Genomic DNA, 19,678 nt, shown 5'->3' with positions numbered 1-19,678 from the left:
GGCGTACCAGCCGAAGTCCGCCGCCCCGCCGGGGGTGACGAACCCGGCCACCACGATCAGGCCACCGAACAGGAACAGCCAGTACGACAGCGCGTTCAACCGGGGGAACGCCACATCCGGCGACCCGATCTGCAACGGCAGGATGTAGTTGGCGAACCCGAACAGGATCGGGGTGGCGTAGAGCAGCAGCATGATCGTGCCGTGCATGGTGACCAGCTGGTTGTACTGCTCCGGGGCCAGGAACTGGGTGCCCGGCACCGCCAGCTCCCCGCGCATCAGCAACGCCATCGCGCCACCGGTCAGGAAGAACAGGAACGCCGTGACCAGATAGAGGATCCCGATGTCCTTCGGGTCCGTCGTGCCGAGCATGTGCACCATGCGCGAGCCGATGGACCCTCGACTGCCGCGTCTGGTGGGGACGGGAGTCGGCTGGAGACCACTGGTCTTGCGCGGCGCAACGTCGGTCACCTCAGGCTCCTTCACCCGCAGCTCACCCGCCCTGCCGCGCGGGCCTACCCCGGAGTCCCCGCCGCGAAACCACCCGCACCACCGCCTGCCGGCGCCTCACCCGCCGGGGTGGCGCCGTGCGCGCCGCTACGCGTCGGCGCGCCGGTTCGGCCCGGCCGTCTCGTGGTCGAGAAGCACGCGGAGGCGGGCGATCCCGCTGACCATCCGCGACTTCACCGTCCCGAGCGGCACCCCGGTGCACTGCGCGATCTCCCGCTGCGTGTAGCCGGCGTAGTAGGCCAGCGTCAACGCGCGGCGCTGGTGCTCGGGCAGCCCGCGCAGCGCCTCCCGCACGCTGCCGGCCAGCAGGTGGCTCACGACGAACTCGTCGGCTCCGGGATGCGGGGAGGCCGAGGAGCGGGCGGACTGGCGCTGCCATGCGTCCTCCCGGCGCACCAGGTCGACCGCCCGGTGGTGCACGAGCGTGAGCAGCCAGGTGACGAACGGCGCGCGTCCCGGGTCGTAGCGGGTGGGCTGCTTCCACAGCACCAGGAACACGTCCTGCACGACGTCGTGGGCGAACCCGGGGTCCCGGCAGATCCGGTGGGCGAGCGACCACGCCTGCCGCGAGTACCGGTCGTAGACGATCGACAGCGCGTCCTTGTCGCCCCGGTTCAGGCGGAGGAGGAGTTCCAGGTCCGAGGGCCGGTCCTGCTCCCCCGTGGCGCGTCGCCCCGTCATCGGCCCGCGGCCGGTACGACCGGTCGTCGACCCTGTTGTCGACACGGGGGCTCGATGCGCCCGGTGGACGCGGCTGACGTCCTCGACCGGCCGGCGCGCCTCCTCCTCACCGTCGGCACGGGTCGAGAACACGGTCGAACAGCATGCTGGTGGCCTGCGCCTGCACGTACTTGTCCACCACGTCGACGGCCAGCTCGCGCGCCGACCACCGGGTGGGGTGGTAGAGCCGCAGCGCGGTGTTGAACAGGACGTCGCCGGTGTAGACCAGCGCGAACACGGTGTTCGCCGCCTTCTGTCCGCGCAGGCCGCGCAGCGCGGCAACTCCGTAGGCGGCACCCCACATCGCCCCGAGCGAGAAGTGGGTGGCGTAGTTCAGCCGCCGCCGGCCGCCGGCCGTCGCGGGCCGGACGGGCAGGAGCCTCTCGGCCAGCTCGGCCGGGGCGTAGCTCGCGGCGCGCCCGGTGATCGGCATCTCGACCAGCTTCTGGAAGGCGGTCATCACCCCGGTACCGGCAACTCCCGCGACGACCGCCCTGCCCACTACGGCGCCCGTCGAAGGACGCACTGCCGAGGTAGCCATGGACCCGTCATACCCCTGGCCGTCGCCACCCACACCAGGCGAACGCCCGGATTCGCCCGTCCGGGCCGCCACCGGATGGGACGCCCCTGCCTGGTGCCGGCAGGACAACACCCTTCACAGCGGCGTGGATCGCTTCGACCAGCTGCGCCTGCCGGAACAGCGTCATTGCGTAGTCGGGGTGCGGATGCGCCGCTGAGGCGACGTCGGCGGCGGCCCGGATCGGCTCGCCCGCTTGATCGCCACGGCCGGCCGATCGACCCGCGCACCCGCCGCAGCGGCCTCGTCGGCCGGCAGCCCCTCGGCGGTGACCACCGCGGTCCGTCCTGGGCCAGATACCCGCACACCTCACGGCGGCGCACCGCACGGCCAGATCCACCTCGGCCAGCAGCGCGGACAGCCCCGCACCCGGCGGCATCCCCACCAGCTCCTCGACCACCGGACCCGCGCCATGCCTCGAGCATGCGCGCGGCCACCGACACTTCTGGGCGCGCTTCGGGCGGAATCAACAGCGACTCAGATCACATTCAGCTCTCTGCCGGCCGATCCACCAGCTCGGCCAGCGCTCTGGGCGCACGGGCGCAGTAGCTCTCGGTCAGCAGCTCGGCGACCTCGTCCCAGTCGACGTCGGCGTCGAGCACCATCGCGACCACGTCGGCTCCCCATGGCGGCGCGAAGAAGGGGTCGCCGGCGCGGCGCAGCACGTCGAGCTCGGGGCCCGTCGACCGGAAGGTCAGCACGGTGCACGGTCCGTCCGTGCCGGCGGCACGGGCGAACGCCTGCGGGCGGCCGGCGTCGATGGTGAGGACGTGCGCGAAGGTGCGGGTACGGATCCGCCACCGGGTGCCGACCCATGCCGGTTCCTCGTGCGTCTGCGGCAGGGCGAGGCAGATCGCCCGCAGCCGGGTGAGGATCCCGGACGGGACGTCCGCAGGTCCGCTCATCACTCCCCCGTCGTGCCGGTTCGCAGCCGGCGGCGCGTCGCACCCCCCGGCTTGTCGACCGAGATCAGCGTGGCCGCGGCGAGCACCACCAGGTGTCCCGCGGAGCCTGCCACAACCAGCCAAGCCGTGGCGCCGCCCCGCTCGGCCGCGGTGGGGACGCGCGCTCGACCCAACCGTTGGTGAGGCCCACGGCGGAGACGATCACGACGAGGCCGAGGACCACCTTCACCACGACCCATCACTGCCACACGAGCCCCTACGGGGTGACCAGCGAGAGCGCGAGCCGCGGCCGCCCGGCGAGGCGGAGGCCAGCGCGACGGGCGCGGCCCGGCCCGTTGCGAGCGGGCGCGGACACGGTCGGAGCGGAGATGACCCTCATCGTCCGGACCGGGGGCGTGCGTCGCGTCCCGCAGCGGGCGGCGGGACGCCTGCCCACTGGGGGATGTCCGGGCCTCCCGCTACCGCGCGGGACGTACGCCAGTGCGTTCGGCCCGGTCAGAACTCCCGGTGCGTCACGTTGATCGCCCACGCGTCGACGGGCTCGCTGCCCGGCTCCACCTCGACCGGCTCGCCGGTCAGGTTCACCACGACCACGCCGTCCAGCGCGCGGAACGCCAGCAGCGGCGCCGTGGCGGACCGCCCGATCTCGACCTCGCCGGCGGCGAGCCGGGGCACGAGCCACTGCCAGGCCTCGGTCAGGGGCGTGGGCTGCCCGCCGTCGGGCCGGGTGCTGTCGGTCCACAGCGCGGCGTGCTCCAGGCCGTGCCCCTGCGGGCCCCAGTGCAGCGCCACCGCGACATCCGACTCGGCGAACGCGGCCACGGCCGCGAGCGTGGAGACGGCGCTGGCCGGGCTGGTGGCCGACGCGACCTCGCCCTCGGGCGCGTCGGGGTAGTACTCCGCCCACCAGACCGGGAGCGAGGTGCGCTCGCCGATCCACCGCGTCAGGTCGGCGAACTTCTGCGCACCGTCGCTGACCTGCTCGGGCATCGTGCCCTGCCGGGTCTGCGCGGAGCCGTCCACCACCAGGAAGTCCGCTCCCACGTTGTTGGCCAGCCAGTACTCGACCACGTCCAGCGCGCGCTGGTCCGCCACACCCCACGGGCCGCTGACGTCCGAGGAGTCCTCCGACCCCGGGTCGAGGCTCGTGAGCACGACGTACGGGCCGCCGACCTGGACGTCCGGGCGGACCTCCTTCACGGCCGTGTAGACCTGGTTGTACAGCTCCGTGTAGCCCTCGTAGTCCCAGCGGTTCTCGTCGTGGTTGTAGAAGCCCTTGAGCTCGTTCCACACCAGCACCCGCTCGACCTGCGGGTAGCGCTGCACCGCGAGCGCCGACAGCTCGGCGAACTCGTCGAAGTACTCCGGGTCCGGGGCGGTCTCCAGCTCCGACCAGTCGGTCTGCCCCGCCTCGCCGCCCTTCATCCAGTCCGGGGCACAGCACAGCGTCAGGACGGTGCCCCCGCCGGTGTCCTGGGTGAGCTGCATCCGCTTGTCCAGCGTGGCCCAGCTGTACTCGTCGGGGGACGGCTCGGGGTTGAGCGTGCCGAACCCCATCAGGTGGTGGTTCTGCCAGATCGCGCTGCCCTCGGAGAGGATGTCGATCCCGCGCTGCCGGGCCTCGGCGGGTTCCTCGGAGTCGAGGCTGTCCTCGGTGTGCGTGACGCCGAGCTCGAGCGGGCCCGCCTGCCGCTGCCAGTTCCATTCGCCCGCGAGCTCGATCACGGGCAGTTGCGCGTCGGGATCGGGCACGGCGGTGCTGGGAGCGGTGGTGGAGCAGGCACCGAGCGCCACGGCCAGCGCCACGAGGACAGCGGCCAGGAGGCGGGGAGGACGCACAAGAACCTCGTCGGGTCGGATCGGACGTGATGCACAGACAGTGACAGGTGGTGGCTGTGGCGCGGCTGAGAAGACGGCCTGCGACGGGCTGACTACCGCGCGCGCTGCATCCACCCCGTCGATGGCCGGCATCAGCGAATCGGTCTTCCCGGCCGTTGCACGGAGACCGACCGTGGGGTGTGTCGCGAGGAGGATCTGCCGTGGGACGAGGCCGGGTGGCGGGGAAGGTCGTCGTCGTCACCGGCGCCGGGCAGGGCCAGGGCGCGGCCGAGGCCCGACTGCTCGCCGCGGAGGGCGCCGCCGTGATCGGGGTGGACCGGGCGGCCGAGCCCGCCGAGGACCTGCCCGGGGTGGCCTACCGGCAGCTCGACGTCACCGACGGCGACGGCTGGGCCGCCCTCGCCGGGGACCTGCGCGAGGAGCACGGCCGTGCCGACGGGCTCGTGGCCAACGCCGGGGTCACGTGGCGGGCACGGCTCACCGACCTCGACCCGGCGGACCTCGCCCGCGTCCACGAGGTCAACGTGACCGGCACGCTGCTCGGCATCCAGGCCCTCACCCCGCTCATGTCCCGCGGCGGCTCGATCGTCACGGTCGGCTCCGTCGCCGCGCTCACCGGCCACTTCCCCGCCGCCTACACGACGAGCAAGTGGGCGCTGCGCGGGCTGGCCCGCACCGCGTGCCTCGAGCTCGGTCCGCGCGGGATCCGGGTCAACACGGTGCACCCCGGCTACATCGAGACGCCCATGACGGCCTCGGCCGCGCCGGCGTTCCGCGCCGCCAGCATCGCCGAGACGCCGCTCGGGCGCACCGGGACGGTCGCGGAGGTCGCGCCGCTGGTGGTGTTCCTGCTCAGCGACGACGCCGCGTTCATCTCCGGGGCCGAGATCCCCGTCGACGGCGGCATGACCGCCCACGGCGGGGTCAAGTCCATCAGTGACGCGCTGCGGGCCGACTCCCGCTGATCCCGCTCAGTGCCGCACGGCGGACTCCAGGAACCCGCGGACGAGGTCGGCGAAGCGGTCGGCGCGCTCGATCTGGGGCATGTGGCCGGTGTCGGCGAACACGTGCGACTGCGCGTGCGGCAGCAGCTCCCTGGCCGCGTGGAGGTGGTGGGCGGGCAGGATCAGGTCGCGGTCGCCCCAGAGGACCAGGGTGGGCCGCGGGTGCCGCGCCACATCGGCGAGCAGCCGCGACCGCCACCCGGCGCGTACGCCGCGGAACGTGCCCAGCTCGCGGGCGGCCTCCAGGAACACCTCGGCGTGCCCGGGGCGGCGGGCGAGCCGCACGGCCAGGTCGACGCGCTCCTCGGTGACGAACGAGCCGTCGACGAACAGGGCCCGCTCGGTGCGGCGGGCGGCCGTGCGGTCCACGCCGCTCAGCAGCCGCCGTCCGAGGCCGGGGACCGCGAGCAGCCGCAGCGCGATGGCGACCTCCTTGCCGAACCCCGCGCTGTTGACCAGCGTGAGGGACGCGACCCGGCCGGGGGCGTGCGTGAGCATCTGGAGCGCGACCGCGCCGCCGAGGGAGTTGCCCATGACGTGCACCGGACGCGGCTCGTCGAGCGCGTCGAGGGTCGCGAGGACGCCGACGGCCAGCTCGGGCAGGGACACCGGCCCCGGCATCCGCTCGGACAGGCCGAATCCGGGCATGTCAAGGCTGATCACCCGGTGGGCGGAGGAGAGGCGCTCGTGCTGGGGCGCTAGGCCGTGTCCCGTGGATCAGGGGCGATGGGCTTCGTGATCCAGATGGTTCCTGGCAAGGCGGAGGTAGGCGCCGTCGTACCTGGCGTACCCGGGCCTGCCGACAACGCAGCCAGGGGCCATCTGGGCGCGAAGACCGCGTTCATGATCCGCGGGACGCGGCCTTGGTCCTCGAGGCTGCGGCCGATCCCGTGCAGCAGGAGCACGGGAGGCGACGCGGGGTCCCCGCTGCTGCGGACGCGGATGCGGGCCCCGTGCACGGCCACGTGCTCCGGGTCACGCACCAGCGAGGCCGCCGTCACCGCCGGCCACCCACCGGTGTCCGGCCGGCGCGCGTGGTGGCCTCGGTGAGCAGGGCCATCAGCCGGGCGTGCCCGACGGGGAGGAGTCGGGCGAGGAGGTCCGGGACCTTCGCGCTCGCCGCGATGAGCACCCGCGCCCGCCTGCGCTCGACGGCGGCGAGGATCTCCGCTGCCGCCTTCTCCGGCGGGTAGGTCAGCAGGCGCGCGAAGGCCCGCTGGTGGCGCTCGGCCTCCTCGGCGTCGACGTCGCCGCCGATGCGGGCGCTCTCGGCGATCCGCGTGCGGATCCCGCCCGGGTGCACCGTCGTCACGCCGACCCCGCGCTCGGCGAGCTCCGCGCGCAGGACCTGGCTGAACCCGCGCAGGGCGAACTTGCTGGCGGAGTAGGCCGACTGCCCGGCCGGGGCGATGAGCCCGAACAGGCTCGAGACGTTGACCAGGTGGCCCCCGGCCTCCGCGGTGAGTGCGGGGAGCAGGTGGTGGGTGAGCAGCACCGGTGCCCGGAAGTTGATGTTCATGACCCACTCGAAGTCGGCGAGGGTCACCTGGTCGAACCGGCCGCCGAGGGCGACGCCCGCGTTGTTGACCAGCAGCCCGATCCTGGGGTGCTCGCGCCGGATCCGCTGCGCCGCCTCGGTGGTGGCCTCGGCGTCGGCGAGGTCGACCACGAGGGTCTCGACCGCGATGCCGGGGTGCGCCCGCCGGACCTCGGCGGCCACGGTGTCGAGCCGGGCGGCGTCGCGGTCCAGCAGCACGAGGTCGCTGCCGCGGGCACCGAGCCCGCGGGCGAGCTGTTCGCCGATGCCGCTCGCCGCGCCGGTGAACACGGCGGTGCGGCCGGCGAACCGGTACGGCGCCAGGCGGCTCCTGAGGCGACCTCCTCCAGTGAGCGGCGGGCGGCCCGGGCCGGGCTCTTCGCCGCGAACCGCATGTCGCGGCGCAGGTCGGCGCGGCCGGTCCGCAGGACGTCGAGCAGGTAGTTCTGGCGCGTGATCCACGGGTCGCGCTCGCCCTGCTTCGGGAACCGGTCCACGGCGCGCTGGACGTATCCCGAGGTCAGATCCAGCAGGGGCCGCCGGGCGCCCGCCGCGGTCACGGCGGGTGTGGCGCTGGCGTAGCCGTGGCGGTCCATGAAGTCGAGCAGGCGGCAGACGTAGCGCGACGACAGGTCGGCGCGCAGCGTCCACGAGGCGTTGGTGTAGCCGATGCAGTAGGCGAAGTTGGGGACGCCGCCGAGCATCAGGCCCCGGTAGGCCATCGTGTCGCCGGGGTCGACCCGCTCGCCGTCGACGGTCAGCTCCAGCCCGCCCAGCGGCAGCAGCGACAGCCCGGTGGCCGAGACGACGATGTCGGCCTCCAGCACGTCCCCGGACGCGAGCCGGACCCCCGACCCGACGAACCGGTCGATGTGGTCGGTCACCACGGAGGCGCGGCCGGCCCGGATCGCGCGGAAGATGTCGCCACCGGGGACGACGCACAGGCGCTGGTCCCACGGCTCGTACCGGGGGGTGAAGTGCCGGTCGACGTAGCCGGCGTCGCCTCCCAGGAACCGCACCGCGACGCTGCGCAGGAGCTTCTTCACCCGGTCCGGGCGGCGCCGTGCGAGCTGGTAGAACCCCTGGCTGAGCAGGATGTTCTTCGACCGGATCAGCGTGTGCGCGAGGCGCGCGGGCAGCCGGCGGCGCAGCGCCGCGGCCACGGGGTCGGTGGACGGCAGCACGGTCAGGTAGGAGGGGGACCGCTGCAGCATGGTGACGTGCTCGGCGGCCTCGGCCATCGCCGGCACGAGCGTGACGGCCGTGGCGCCGCTGCCGATGACCACCACGCGCTTCCCGGTGTGGTCGAGGTCGGCGGGCCAGAACTGCGGGTGCACGAAGAGCCCGCCGAAGTCCTCGACGCCGGGGAACTCGGGCTGGTGGCCCCGCCCGTAGTCGTAGTAGCCGGCGCACATGTAGAGGAACGAGCACGAGTACGTCCGGGACGCGTCGCCGACCCGGGCCTGCACGGTCCAGCGCGCCTCGGCCGAGGACCACGACGCGGACACGACGGTGGTGCCGAAGCGGATGTTCCGGTCGATCCCACCCTCGCGGGCGGTGTCGCGGATGTAGTCGCGGATGCTCTCCCCCGACGCCAGCGAGCGGTCGCCGCTCCACGGCCGGAAGGGGTAGCTGAGGGTGAACATGTCGGAGTCCGACCGCACGCCGGGGTAGCGGAACAGGTCCCAGGTGCCCCCGATGGCGTCCCGGCTCTCGAGGATCGCGTAGGTCGTGCCGGGGCGTTCCTGCTGCAGGCGCCAGGCCGCGCCGATCCCCGACAGGCCCGCGCCGACGATGAGGACGTCCACGTGCTCGGTCCCCGTCGTCCCGTCGACCGGGTTCTCGAGGGTCGTCATCCTGCCTCCTCCTCTGGCTGCCTACCGTGCCGTGGCTCCAGGATCGTCGGAGACGATCTCCGGAACTTGCCCGAACACGACAGAGATTTACCCTTTCGTGCCATCCGGGGTGCCCGGTCCTACCCTCTCTCCCCATGGGATCCGTGGTGCGGGCCGCCGGCCTGCGCGGCCTGGCGCCGCTCGTGGACGGCCTCGGCGGCGACGGCACCGCCTTGCTGGAGCGGTTCCGGGTCCCGCCCGCGGCCGTCGACAGCGACGACGCGGTCGTCCCGTCGGCCACCGCCGCGCGGATCCTCGAGACCGCGGCGGCCGAGCTGCGCTGCCCCGACCTCGGGCTCCGGCTCGCCGAGCAGCAGGACACCGGCGTCCTCGGCCCGCTCGCCGTGGCGATCGAGAACTCCCCGACCCTGGGTGCGGCGCTCGACTGCACCTCCCGGTTCCTGTTCGTGCACAGCCCGGCCCTGACCGTCGCGCAGGTCCCCGACCCCGACGGCCAGGCGGGCGTCGTCGGCCTGTTCTACGGCAGCGCGGAACCGCAGCCGCTCCCCCCGCAGGTGGTCGACCTGGGGCTCGGCCTGTTCCACCGGATCATCGTGCTGCTGCACGGTGGGCCCTACGGTCTGCGGTCGGTGCACCTGCCGCACCCACCGCTCGCGGCGGTGTCGCGCTACGTCGACTTCTTCGGCACCGACGCCCGGTTCGAGCGCCCGGCCGCGGTGCTGCGGGTGCCGGTGCAGATCATGTCGGCGCCCGTGCCCGGCGGGAACCGGCTCCTGCGCGACGTCGCCCTCGACTACATCGCCGGCCACTTCACCGAGCCCGAGCAGACGGTCACGGCGCGGGTGCGGCACCTGCTCACGCAGTCCCTGGGCACCTCCGGAGTCCACATCGCCGCCATCGCCCGCCTCCTGCAGACCCACCCCCGCACGCTCCAGCGCCGCCTCGCCGACGAGGGGACGACGTTCGGGGCGCTGCTCGACGACGTCCGCCGCGCCGCGGCGCACCGCCTCATCACCCAGACCGACCTGCCGCTGGGCCAGGTGACCGCCATGGTCGGGCTGACCGAGCAGTCCGCCCTCACCCGCGCCACCCGACGCTGGTTCGGGCACCCGCCCCGGGCGCTGCGGCGCCAGGCCTGACCCGACCACGGACCACGCCGCTACGCGCGCCGCGCCGCCCCGCGCAGCAGCGACCACACCTCCTGGAAGCCGTCCGGCTCGAGTGATGAGGACCGGTCGAACACCCGCACCTTGCCACCGGCCGGGGCCCAGGCGGGCCAGCCCGGGTCACCGCCGCCGACGAACGCGACCGCCGCCCCGTGCACGTCGTCGACGAGGCCGGGCGGCAGGTCGGTGCCGGCGACCTCCGCCACCCCGGGCGCCGACGGACAGCCGAAGTAGAAGGGCAGGTCGAGGCAGTGCACGGCGTAGCCCAGGACGGGTGAGCGCCAGGCGAACCGGTAGAGCCAGGTGGGGGCGTCCCCGCGGGCGGTCGCGACCTCGGCCACGGTGGTGGAGAACAGGGTGTCGGTGAGGAGCTGGCCGACGACGTCGGCGGTGTCCAGGTCCTCGTGCGCTGCGACGTAGGCCTCGATGACCGAAGGATCGAGCCCGGTTCCGGCGAGCACCGCGGTGGGTGCGACGTCCGCGAGCTGTTCGCGGGCGCGGGCGAAGGCGAAGGTGAACTCGTGGTCCGTGGCGCCGAGCACGAGCGGCGTGTCCGCGCCCACGCCACGGCGGAGGGCGTCGAGCGTCGGCTCGGGCAGCAGGTCGCCGTCGACGACGGGCCCGAGCGCCAGCCCGTCGAGGAGCCCCTCGAGGCCCTTGGCCGGGTCGGCGGCGGACTCGCCGATCGGCACCAGGGTCCGCTGCGCGGCGAGGACGCGCTCCTCGTCGAGCGTCGCCAGGCCCGCCCGCGTCGGCGCGACGCCGAGCAGCTCGGCGAGCTCGCGGCCGAGCGCCTCGGCCCGGCCGATCGGGACGTCGGCGACGGCGCCGGAGATGCAGTGCACCCGCGCGAACAGCCCCTGGGCCCGTGGCATGCCGAGGAGCGTGAGCACCGCGCCACCGCCCGCCGACTGGCCGGCGATCGTGACCCGGGACGGGTCACCGCCGAAGGCCCGGATGTTGTCGCGCACCCACTCCAGGGCGAGCAGCCAGTCGAGGACGCCCCGGTTGGCCGGGGCGTCGGAGATCCAGCCGAAGCCGTCGAAGCCCAGCCGGTAGGACACGGTGACGGTGACGACGCCGTCCCGGTTGAACCCCGCCCCGTCGTACCAGGGGCTGGCGGGCGAGCCCGCCACGAACCCGCCGCCGTGGATCCACACGAGGACCGGCAGCCCGCCGTCGGTGACGGGCTCCGGCGACGGGGTGAAGACGTCGACGTTGAGCGTCGACTCCCCCGGGATCGACGGCTCGGGGATCAGGGTCACCTCGGCGAGCTGCGTGCGCTGCGGCGTCGCGCCGTGGGCGGTCGCGTCCCGGACGCCGTCCCAGCCGCGGTGCGGCACGGGCGCGGCGAAGCGCAGGTCGCCCACGGGCGGTTCGGCGAAGGGGATGCCGAGGAAGGCCGCGGACCCGTCGGGGCGACGCAGCCCGCGCACGCGGCCCTGCGCGGTCGTCACCTCGGCGGTCGGCTCGTCGGTGGGCATGTCTCTCCTCGTGGTCATGGAAGGTCAGTCCTCCAGCTGCATCGCGTCGAGCATCGCGGTGTGGACGTCGGTGTTGTCGACGACGCCGTCGAGCGCGCCCGCCCCGGGTCCGCCCGCGGTCACCGGGATGTCCGCGCCGGTGTGGCCCCAGGTGGACCAGTCCACGACGAACTGCGTCGCGGTTCCGGCGATCGTGAAGGGCCCGTCCTCCCGGGACTCCGCGTCCCCGGACTCGTCCTGCGGGTTGACGTCCTCGATCGCGAGGCCACCGGTCTCGTGGTCGCCGGTGAGGATGATCAGCGTGTCCGGGTGCTCGGCCTGGAAGCGCAGGGCGACCTCGACGGCGGCGTCCAGGGCGCGGCCCGCCTCGAGCAGGAGCTGGGCGTTGTTGTGGTGGGCCATCTCGTCGATGCCCTCCTCCTCGACGACGAGGAAGAACCCGTCCTCGTCGTCGGCGAGCGCCTCGAGGGCCTTCGCGGTCATGTCGGACAGCGGGACGGCCGGGGCGTAGCTGCCGCCCTCGCCGTCGCCCCGGTGCTCGAACATCTCCTCGTTGGCGAACAGCCCCAGCAGCTTGCCGGACCCGGCGGCCTGCAGCTCCTTGGCGTCGGAGACGTACTCGTAGCCCAGGCCGACGGCGCGCTCGACCAGGTCGCCCCGGGTGCCCGCGCTGGCCTCCTCGGGGTCGGCCGGCGGCCGGTCGGGGTGGGCACCCGGGTCACCCTCCGGGAACCAGTGGTCCTCACCGCCGCCGAGGATGACGTCCACCCCGGTCGGCTCGAGGTACTGCTCGGCGATCGCGCTCTGGTCGCTGCGCGCGGCGACGTGGGCGGCGAAGGCCGCCGGCGTGGCGTCGGTGACCTGGGAGGTCGTGACCAGACCCGTCGACTTGCCCGCCGCCTTCGCGCGCTCGAGGACGGTCCGGACCGGTTGCCCGTCGGGGCCGACGCCGATCGCCCCGTTGTAGGTCTTCACCCCGGTGGCCAACGCCGTCGCGGCCGCCGCGGAGTCGGTGACGGCCCACTCGGGGTCGGCCGCCGAGGTGTGCACGCGGCCCGCGACCGGGAGCCCGTCCATGGCGAGCTCGCCGTCCGGCCCGGCCAGGGCGAGCCGGAGGAACTCCCGGGCTCCCACGCCCATGCCGTCGCCCATGATGAAGATGACGTTGCGCGCGACCCGGTCCCGATCCTCGCCCGGTTCGCCCGCCGCGGCTCCGCCGCAGGCGGCAGGCAGCACGGCGGCCGCGGCCAGTGCCACCGCGATGGTCAGCCGCCGCCTCACCGGACGCTCCGGATCGGCGCGATGGCGAGGATCGCCAGCAGAACCACGACGATGGCGAAGACGAACAGCGCGGGGTAGCCGCCGAAGGACGAAATGAGCAGACCCGCGACCGCGGGGCTCATCGCCTGCGGGATGTTGGTGGCGACGTTGAGGATCCCGAGGTCCTTGGCCGCCGCCGAGCCCCCACCCGGCAGCACCTCGGTCATCAGCGCCGTGTCGCAGGCCATGTAGATGCCGAAGCCGACCCCGTTGATCGCGCTCATGATGATCATGCCGGTGAGCGTGGGCATGACGAGCGGCACAAGCATCCCGGCCGCGAGGAACAGCGAACCGGCGTAGACGAACACCTTGCGGCGGCCCACCCGGTCGCTGAGCCACCCGCTCAACGGGACGGCGACGATCGTCGTACCGAGCCCCGCCAGGCTCAGCAGCCCGATCGCGCCATTGGCCTCCGCCAGGGTCATGCCGATGTGGTCGGTGAGGATGAACAGCTGGAAGCCGAAGACCACGAAGTAGCCGAGGACGAACAGGAACCGGCCGGCGAACGCCCAGGCGAAGTCCGGGTACCGGCGCGGGCTGATCCAGAAGCCGGCGAGGAACGCACGCAGGCTGAACGGCTCCCGCGCCGCGTCGCGGGTGGAGGCGTCGCGGTTGAGCAGCACGAACGCGACGGCGACGACGACCACGGCGACCGCGAAGGCGGTGTAGCCGACCCCCACGTTGCTCGCGAGCGCCCCGGCGATGATCACCCCGCCTGCCGAGCCCGCCATCGTGCCGATCCCCACCATCGCGCTCGCGGTGCCGCGGCGGCTGCGGGGGAACCGGTCGGCGACGATAGCCGACATCGGCCCCTGCAGGGCGTTGAGGGCGACCTGGATGACGACCCAGAACACGGCGATCCACACGATGCTCCGCAGCCCGCCGAGGCCCAGCAGGAACGCCGCCCCCACGGCCGCGCCGCCGAGCATCCAGGGTGCGCGCCTGCCCAGGCGGCTCCTGGTCCGGTCGCTGAACGCCCCGACGATCGGCTGCGCGAACAGCGTGAAGACGAACGACACCGTCGTGACGATCGCGAGGTTGCCGACCTTGGCGGCCCCGTCGACGGCCGTGATCTGGTTGGGCAGGAGCACCCCGAGCAGGCCGGAGTAGGTCGCGAACAGCACGAACGACGTGACCGCGAGCGAGGGCAGCAGGATCGGGGACGCCCGGTGCGGGGCGTCGGCGCCGCCCTCGGTGCCGTCCGCCGAGGCGGTCGTCGACGCCGCCACGACCGGCACGGCCGGCGTGACCGCCGCGGTCTCGGAGAAGCCGGCCTCGACGGCATCGGTGGCCGTGGGCGTCTCGTGCGGGTCGGGGTGCGGGGTTCGCCGGGGCATGGCGCTCCTCGGGTTCGGAGGGAGGGGGGATGCCGAGCGCTTCACGCGAAAATCGAGCGACACTCGATGTTCGTAGTGGAGGGAGTATGTGGGATGAGGTGACTCACATCAAGAGGCTCTTCGCGAACGGCCGCTGCTCCCTCGACTCCGTCGAGGAGCCGGCGCAGCCCGAGGCACGGGATGGTCCGGTCGCCGGACGGCGGCCGTGACAGTGCGCGACCCCGGAGCGGGGCCGTTCGGTCCGGGGAGCCCGGCGAGGGAAAGGGCTCTTCGTAGATCGGCCCGGGTCGGCTCGTTCGGCTGATCGAGTCTTGGTCGGCGGGGTCGTCCCTGTGCCCACGACGTCCGAGCGTGGCCTGCTGGACACGGCGTCGGACCTCGTCGAGTGCGTTGCCCGCGAGCTTGACGACGTGAGAGGCATCGAGCACCGCGACCGTGTCGGGCAGCTCGTCACGGATCGTGTTGCGATACCCGCGGAACGGGTCCCATCGGGCCGTATTCGACCGACACGGTGACCTCGACCCCTTGCTCCTTGAGCCAGTCGGCGTACACCGCGCCGGACCTGCCCTGCACGGCATCGAGCAGCCGCGCACAGAGACACCGGTCAGGGCCGCGGGTGAGGTCGACCATCACCGTGACGGCCTTGTCCGCGGAGGAGATCGCGTGCAGGACCTGGACGTGCCGGCCGTGGCCGACCGCGACCACCCCGCAGTCCGGACAACCGGGGCGAGACGGAACGAGGCCTCCAGGATGTCGAGAACCCGCCACTGGCTCCGTCCCCGCGGTGAACGTGACCAGAATGGGTCGCGCCAGCATCGAGGAGAAACACGATGGCCAAGTACTTGCTGCTCAAGCACTACCGCGGCGCTCCGGCTCCGGTCAACGACGTGCCCATGGACCAGTGGACGCCGGAGGAGATCTCGGCGCACGTGCAGTACATGCACGACTTCGCGGCCCGGCTCGAGGGGACCGGCGAGTTCGTCGACGGTCAGGCGCTCGCCCCCGAGGGGACGTTCGTCCGGTACGACGGCGAGGGGCGCCCGCCGGTCACCGACGGCCCATTCGCCGAGACCAAGGATCTCATCGCCGGCTGGATGGTGATCGACGTCGACAGCTACGAGCGCGCCATCGAGCTGGCCGGCGACCTGTCGGCCGCCCCTGGGGCGGGCGGGAAGCCGATCCACGAGTGGCTCGAGGTGCGCCCGTTCCTGACCGCGCCGCCCACCATCACGGAGTGACCACTGCGGTGAACGAGGCCCTGCTCCGGAGCCTCACGCCGAGCGTGCTCGGGATCCTCGTCCGTCGCGGAGCCGACTTCGCGGCGGCCGAGGACGCCGTGCAGGACGCGCTGGTCGAGGCGGTCCGCGTCTGGCCGGCCGACCCGCCGCGGGACCCGAAGGGCTGGCTGGTCACCGTGGCCTGGCACCGGTTCCTCGACGCGACCCGGGCGGACGCCGCCCGCCGACGGCGTGAGGACCTCGTCAGTGTCGATTCAGGGGAGCCGGCGCCCGGGTCGGGGTCTGGTTCTGGGCCCGCGGTGGACGACACGCTCCTGCTCTACTTCCTGTGCGCCCACCCGTCGCTGACGCCGTCGTCCGCGGTCGCGCTCACGCTGCGCGCCGTCGGCGGGCTGACCACCCGCCAGATCGCCCAGGCCTACCTGGTGCCCGAGGCGACCATGGCGCAGCGCATCAGCCGGGCCAAGCGCACCGTCTCCGGCGTGCGGTTCGACCAGCCCGGCGACGTCGCCACCGTGCTGCGCGTCCTCTACTTGGTTTTCAACGAGGGTTACTCCGGCGACGTCGATCTCGCCGCCGAGGCCATCCGGCTCACCCGGCAGCTCGCGGCCGCGATCGACCACCCCGAGGTGGCGGGGCTGCTCGCCCTCATGCTGCTCCACCACGCCCGGCGCGCCACCCGGACCGCGCCCGACGGCAGCCTGGTGCCACTCGCCGAGCAGGACCGTGGCCGATGGGACGCCGAGTCGATCGCCGAGGGCGTCGAGATCCTGCAGGCGGCCCTCGCCCGCGACCGGCTGGGCGAGTTCCAGGCCCAGGCCGCCATCGCGGCACTCCACGCTGACGCGTCCACCGCTGAGGAGACCGACTGGGTGCAGATCGTCGAGTGGTACGACGAGCTCGCGCGCCTGACCGACAGCCCGGTCGTCCGGCTCAACCGCGCGGTGGCTGTCGGCGAGGCCGACGGACCGCGCGCCGGGCTGGCGGCCCTCGCGGCGCTGGACAACTCACTGCCCCGCCACGCGGCGGTGGCGGCGCACCTCCACGAGCGCGACGGCGACCTGGCGACGGCGGCACGGCTGTACGCCGAGGCGGCCCACAAGGCCCCCAACCTCGCCGAGCGCGACCACCTGACGCGCCAGGCCGCCCGGCTGGGCGCCCGCCGGTGTCGCTGACGGGTCGCGCTCGGAATCCCCCGCAGCACTCGGCGCGGCCCTGGCCAGCGCGGTCGCCTCACAGTGAGTAGGCGGGTCGAGACCAGCTGCACGACGCGTTGCCGGCGGGGAAGCTCAGCGGCGGCGACAGACGCGCTGGAGGCGTGGCGTCTCAATAGACCCGCCCGCTGAAGCGCCCGGTGTAGGCGACCATCTGCGACGGCTCGGCTGCCCGAAAAGCGGCTCACCCAAGCTTATCCAGGAAGAGCCGGAAATGGTGCGACGGGGTCGTCGGCCTCTGCGCTGATCGCCGCTCGGGAGCATTGTCGGACGAATGGCCGGAAATGCGTTCGCGTCGTGACCAGGCAGGGGATGCGCTGTGGCCGTGATCATCGTAGGGCGCATTTTCGGCCGGATGGCCGATCGTGCGCCGAGGGCGTGATCACGGGCCCGAGCCGTCGTGTCGAGGGGTTGGTGATCGCCCGTTGGGAGCGGTTCCGGGCTTGGCGGATTCTGCCCGCAGGTTGAGCTGCGCGTCGCCTCGCGGCCGCCGAGGGGTCGTCGACACCTGTGATCAGTGTACCGGCGCGTTGTGCACCCACGTCGCGCTCACGCGTCCGAGCCGAGGAGCTGAGAGCCCATGATCGCCGTGCGGGCGCGTTTCCCGTGGTATCGACCGGCCCCGCACCAAGGCCGCGATCTCTGCCGCCGCGCTGCCACGAGCTGGGCGTGGACCCGGCGAGCGAATCGCCCGCGCAGCCGGCCCGCCGGGCGGACCGGCGACGTGGATCCGCTCGCCCGGTGCGACCGCCGCGGCCCAGTCGGCGCCCAGGCCGCCGGGGTGCAGCGCGATGTCGATGTCGAGCTCGCCGGTGTCCGGGTCGTGGCGGCGCACGGTGTACTCCCGGGAGACCGGCAACGGCCGCGGCCAGCGGAGCGACAACCCGTCGCGCTCCGGCAGCCGCAGTTCCCCGTGCTCGTCGGGGAAGATCAGGCGGACGTGCTCCTCGGGGACGTGGCTCTCGAAGCCCGCCGCGCCGTCGCCGCCGAGGGTGATCCGCACGAGCGCCGGGCCGAGCCGCGCGGTGCGCAGCACCTCCAGCTCGCGCAGCCCGATCGGATAGCCCACCTTCGCGGCGGCCGTCCCGGCCCGAACCTCGGCGATCCGGGCCAGGTGGGCCTCACGCACCAGCCCCGTCATGTGCCCATCGCCTCACGGAGGCTGCGCGGGCGCAGGTCGCGCCAGTGCCCCTCGACGTACTCCAGGCACGCCTCCCGCCCGTCCGGCCCGAACACCGGCTCCCAGCCGGCGGGCACGTCGACGAAGTCGGGCCACAGCGAGTGCTGGTCCGCGGCGTTGGTCAGCACCAGGAAGGTGCCGTCCGGGTCGTCGAACGGGTTCGTGGACATGAGGCGAACCTTAGTTAGGTTCGCCTGACCTTATCAAGTGTGGGCCACCTCGCATTCGTCCGTCAGCCCAGCCCGCGGACGATCTCCAGCGCGCGGGCGAGCGTCGTCAGCCTCGCGTCGAGCGTGTCTCCTGCGGGGTAGAGCCGCACCGTGTCGACGCCGGCGGCGCGCCAGACGGCGAGTCGCGTGCGGACCATCTCCTCGGTGCCGATCAGCGTCGTACCCAGCACCATCTCGTCGGTGACGAGCGCCGCCGCGCCCTCCCGGTCGCCGCCCTGCCACCGCTCGCGCACCGCCGCCGCGACCTCGGCCCAGCCCTGGCGGCTGTAGGCGTCGTTGTAGAAGTTGGTGCCGGCCGAGCCCATCCCGCCGAGGCTGAACGCGAGCTCCTTCTTCCGCGGGGCGAGCATCGTGGCCAGCTCGTCCTCGTCGGCGGCGAAGGCGACCTCGGCGCCCTGGCTGACGTCGAGGTCCGACCGGGCTCGCCCGGACCGGGCGAGCCCCGCGTCGAGGTGGGTGAAGTAGGCACCCGAGCCCTCCGGGACGAAGCTCGTGCCGAGCCAGCCGTCGGCGACCTCCCCGGTGAGCGCGAGCAGCTTCGGCGACATCGTCGCCAGGTAGATCGGGATGTCCGGGTTCGGCGGGAGCGATAGCCGCATCGGCCTGCCCTCGCCGTCGGGCAGCGGGATCGCCACGCTCCGCCCGGCGTAGGCAACCTTCTCCCCGGCGAACGCCTGCCGCGGGCGTGCGCGTGCCTACCTGGACGACCCCGGAACCGAGCAGCAGCCGATCGGTGCGGGCGGCGAGGTAGCCGAGCACCGACGGCGCGTCCGACCCCCAGGCCTCCGCCACCCAGCACACGTCCAGGCCGAGCTGCTCGGCCTCCAGGACGAAGTCGAGCGTCTCACGGAAGGGGCGGGCGCGCCCCGAGCCCTCGACGGTCGTCGCTGTGCCCATCAGTCCGATCCCTCGGCCCGCTCCTTGATCGCGGCGAGCGTGGTGGTCATCCCGGCCTCGAACTCGCGCAGCCGCACGAAGACGATCTTCTGTTCCTTCTCGGGCATCCGCTCGATCGCCAGGCTGAGCCCCGAGCGCCCCGGCCCCAGCCGCACCCACTCGGTCAGCGCCGTCCCGCCGTCGGCGGGTTCGAGGGTGAACCGCCACGTCGCGCCCGGCTCGGACGGGTCGCCGACCGCCCAGCCGAACACCCGGGGCGCGCCGCACTCCACCACCTGCGCGGGCGCCGACCACTCCCCGAGCGCGTCGTGCCGGTTGTGGCCGACGAACCGGGCGCCGACCGCGGGGCCGCTCGCCCCGTCGAGCCACTCGACCGCCTGCAGCTCCCCGCTCAGCGCGGGCATCAGCGCGACGTCCGACACCAGTGGCCAGACCCGCTCCGGCGGCGCGGCCACCCACGTCCGCACCTGCACGGTCGGGCAGTCGGCGTACCGGGCACCGGTCCACTCCATGGCTGCTGGCTCCTCGTCGTCGGGGTCGGCCGCGGACGTGTCAGGAAAGCCACGTTACTGTCATTCGACGACCGGAACGTGGCTTTCCTGACCCTCCGGACGGGGCGGCCGCTGACGCCGGCGCGTCCGGGCCGCACACACCGTCCGTCTTTGGC

17 protein-coding genes and 4 pseudogenes are annotated in these 19,678 nt (G+C 73.6%); 4 read left to right on the top strand and 17 right to left on the bottom strand.

Annotation, left to right across the window (positions count from 1 at the left end):
• The 5 genes from KME75_RS28145 to KME75_RS28125 form a co-directional block, all read right to left on the bottom strand.
• Window positions 1-468 (bottom strand): cbb3-type cytochrome c oxidase subunit I (locus KME75_RS28145; protein ID WP_372452685.1); only part of this gene is annotated, 468 nt, incomplete at its 3' end.
• Window positions 469-594: 126 nt separating this feature from the next.
• A complete protein-coding gene (locus KME75_RS28140) occupies window positions 595-1,188 on the bottom strand; it encodes a sigma-70 family RNA polymerase sigma factor (RefSeq protein WP_219417907.1) in 594 nt (197 codons plus the stop codon).
• 106 nt (window positions 1,189-1,294) lie between these two features.
• Window positions 1,295-1,687: a hypothetical protein gene (locus KME75_RS28135; RefSeq protein ID WP_219417906.1), complete on the bottom strand. Its 393-nt coding sequence runs from the start codon at window positions 1,685-1,687 to the stop codon at window positions 1,295-1,297.
• 605 nt (window positions 1,688-2,292) lie between these two features.
• Window positions 2,293-2,709 carry an MmcQ/YjbR family DNA-binding protein gene (locus KME75_RS28130; protein ID WP_219417905.1) on the bottom strand — a complete coding sequence of 139 codons (417 nt, stop codon included), beginning with the start codon at window positions 2,707-2,709 and terminating at the stop codon, window positions 2,293-2,295.
• Window positions 2,710-3,204: 495 nt separating this feature from the next.
• Window positions 3,205-4,548: a GH39 family glycosyl hydrolase gene (locus KME75_RS28125; RefSeq protein ID WP_219417904.1), complete on the bottom strand. Its 1,344-nt coding sequence runs from the start codon at window positions 4,546-4,548 to the stop codon at window positions 3,205-3,207.
• 200 nt (window positions 4,549-4,748) lie between these two features.
• Between KME75_RS28125 and KME75_RS28120 the strand changes: the two genes are divergently transcribed.
• Window positions 4,749-5,513: an SDR family NAD(P)-dependent oxidoreductase gene (locus tag KME75_RS28120; RefSeq protein WP_308283154.1), complete on the top strand. Its 765-nt coding sequence runs from the start codon at window positions 4,749-4,751 to the stop codon at window positions 5,511-5,513.
• Between the two features lie 6 nt (window positions 5,514-5,519).
• On the opposite strand, the pseudogene KME75_RS28115 reads toward KME75_RS28120, so the two are convergent.
• From KME75_RS28115 to KME75_RS46965, 3 genes and pseudogenes are all read right to left on the bottom strand, one after another.
• Window positions 5,520-6,227: pseudogene (locus KME75_RS28115) on the bottom strand (alpha/beta fold hydrolase); the annotation flags it as partial.
• 322 nt (window positions 6,228-6,549) lie between these two features.
• Window positions 6,550-7,380, bottom strand: coding sequence for an SDR family NAD(P)-dependent oxidoreductase (locus KME75_RS28110; RefSeq protein WP_308283152.1), 831 nt, complete (start codon window positions 7,378-7,380; stop codon window positions 6,550-6,552).
• 944 nt (window positions 7,381-8,324) lie between these two features.
• Window positions 8,325-8,945 (bottom strand): annotated as a pseudogene (locus KME75_RS46965) (flavin-containing monooxygenase); the annotation flags it as partial.
• 134 nt (window positions 8,946-9,079) lie between these two features.
• On the opposite strand from KME75_RS46965, the gene KME75_RS28100 reads away from it, so the two are divergent.
• Window positions 9,080-10,084 carry an AraC family transcriptional regulator gene (locus KME75_RS28100; protein ID WP_219417902.1) on the top strand — a complete coding sequence of 335 codons (1,005 nt, stop codon included), beginning with the start codon at window positions 9,080-9,082 and terminating at the stop codon, window positions 10,082-10,084.
• A gap of 20 nt (window positions 10,085-10,104) precedes the next feature.
• On the opposite strand, the gene KME75_RS28095 is transcribed toward KME75_RS28100, so the two are convergent.
• From KME75_RS28095 to KME75_RS43760, 5 genes are read right to left on the bottom strand one after another with little or no spacing between them, the layout of a single operon-like run.
• Window positions 10,105-11,613, bottom strand: coding sequence for a carboxylesterase/lipase family protein (locus KME75_RS28095; RefSeq protein ID WP_219417901.1), 1,509 nt, complete (start codon window positions 11,611-11,613; stop codon window positions 10,105-10,107).
• A 6-nt stretch (window positions 11,614-11,619) separates the two neighbouring features.
• Window positions 11,620-12,876, bottom strand: coding sequence for an alkaline phosphatase (locus tag KME75_RS28090; protein WP_219417900.1), 1,257 nt, complete (start codon window positions 12,874-12,876; stop codon window positions 11,620-11,622).
• Complete coding sequence (locus tag KME75_RS28085) at window positions 12,873-14,252, bottom strand: MFS transporter (protein ID WP_219417899.1); 1,380 nt, start codon at window positions 14,250-14,252, stop codon at window positions 12,873-12,875. The genes KME75_RS28090 and KME75_RS28085 overlap by 4 nt, the downstream gene beginning before the upstream one ends.
• A 41-nt stretch (window positions 14,253-14,293) precedes the next feature.
• Complete coding sequence (locus KME75_RS46960) at window positions 14,294-14,680, bottom strand: hypothetical protein (protein WP_372452684.1); 387 nt, start codon at window positions 14,678-14,680, stop codon at window positions 14,294-14,296.
• Window positions 14,681-14,702: 22 nt separating this feature from the next.
• Entirely contained in the window at window positions 14,703-14,957 is a 255-nt protein-coding gene (locus KME75_RS43760) for a hypothetical protein (RefSeq protein ID WP_246633001.1), read from the bottom strand.
• Between the two features lie 125 nt (window positions 14,958-15,082).
• Between KME75_RS43760 and KME75_RS28075 the strand changes: the two genes are divergently transcribed.
• On the top strand, window positions 15,083-15,490 hold the full coding sequence (locus KME75_RS28075; RefSeq protein WP_219417897.1) for a YciI family protein: 408 nt from the start codon (window positions 15,083-15,085) through the stop codon (window positions 15,488-15,490).
• Between the two features lie 8 nt (window positions 15,491-15,498).
• Entirely contained in the window at window positions 15,499-16,665 is a 1,167-nt protein-coding gene (locus tag KME75_RS28070; RefSeq protein WP_219417909.1) for an RNA polymerase sigma factor, read from the top strand.
• Window positions 16,666-17,407: 742 nt separating this feature from the next.
• On the opposite strand, the pseudogene KME75_RS28065 reads toward KME75_RS28070, so the two are convergent.
• The 4 genes and pseudogenes from KME75_RS28065 to KME75_RS28050 form a co-directional block, all read right to left on the bottom strand.
• Window positions 17,408-17,845, bottom strand: a pseudogene (locus KME75_RS28065) (siderophore-interacting protein); the annotation flags it as partial.
• Window positions 17,842-18,054, bottom strand: a complete 213-nt coding sequence (locus KME75_RS28060; protein ID WP_219417895.1) for an MbtH family protein — start codon at window positions 18,052-18,054, stop codon at window positions 17,842-17,844. The pseudogene KME75_RS28065 and the gene KME75_RS28060, both read right to left, overlap by 4 nt.
• Before the next feature lie 62 nt (window positions 18,055-18,116).
• Window positions 18,117-19,011: pseudogene (locus tag KME75_RS28055) on the bottom strand (LLM class flavin-dependent oxidoreductase).
• Complete coding sequence (locus tag KME75_RS28050) at window positions 19,011-19,523, bottom strand: SRPBCC family protein (RefSeq protein WP_219417894.1); 513 nt, start codon at window positions 19,521-19,523, stop codon at window positions 19,011-19,013. Before KME75_RS28050 ends, KME75_RS28055 begins: the two are co-directional and overlap by 1 nt.
• Window positions 19,524-19,678 lie beyond the last annotated feature (155 nt).

The sequence above is a fragment of the Pseudonocardia nigra genome, assembly GCF_019396355.1.
In the GTDB taxonomy this organism is placed as follows: Bacteria; Actinomycetota; Actinomycetes; order Mycobacteriales; family Pseudonocardiaceae; genus Pseudonocardia; species Pseudonocardia nigra.
The sequence above is the reverse complement of the archived record's forward strand: the minus strand, read 5'-3'. Positions and strand labels throughout refer to the sequence as shown.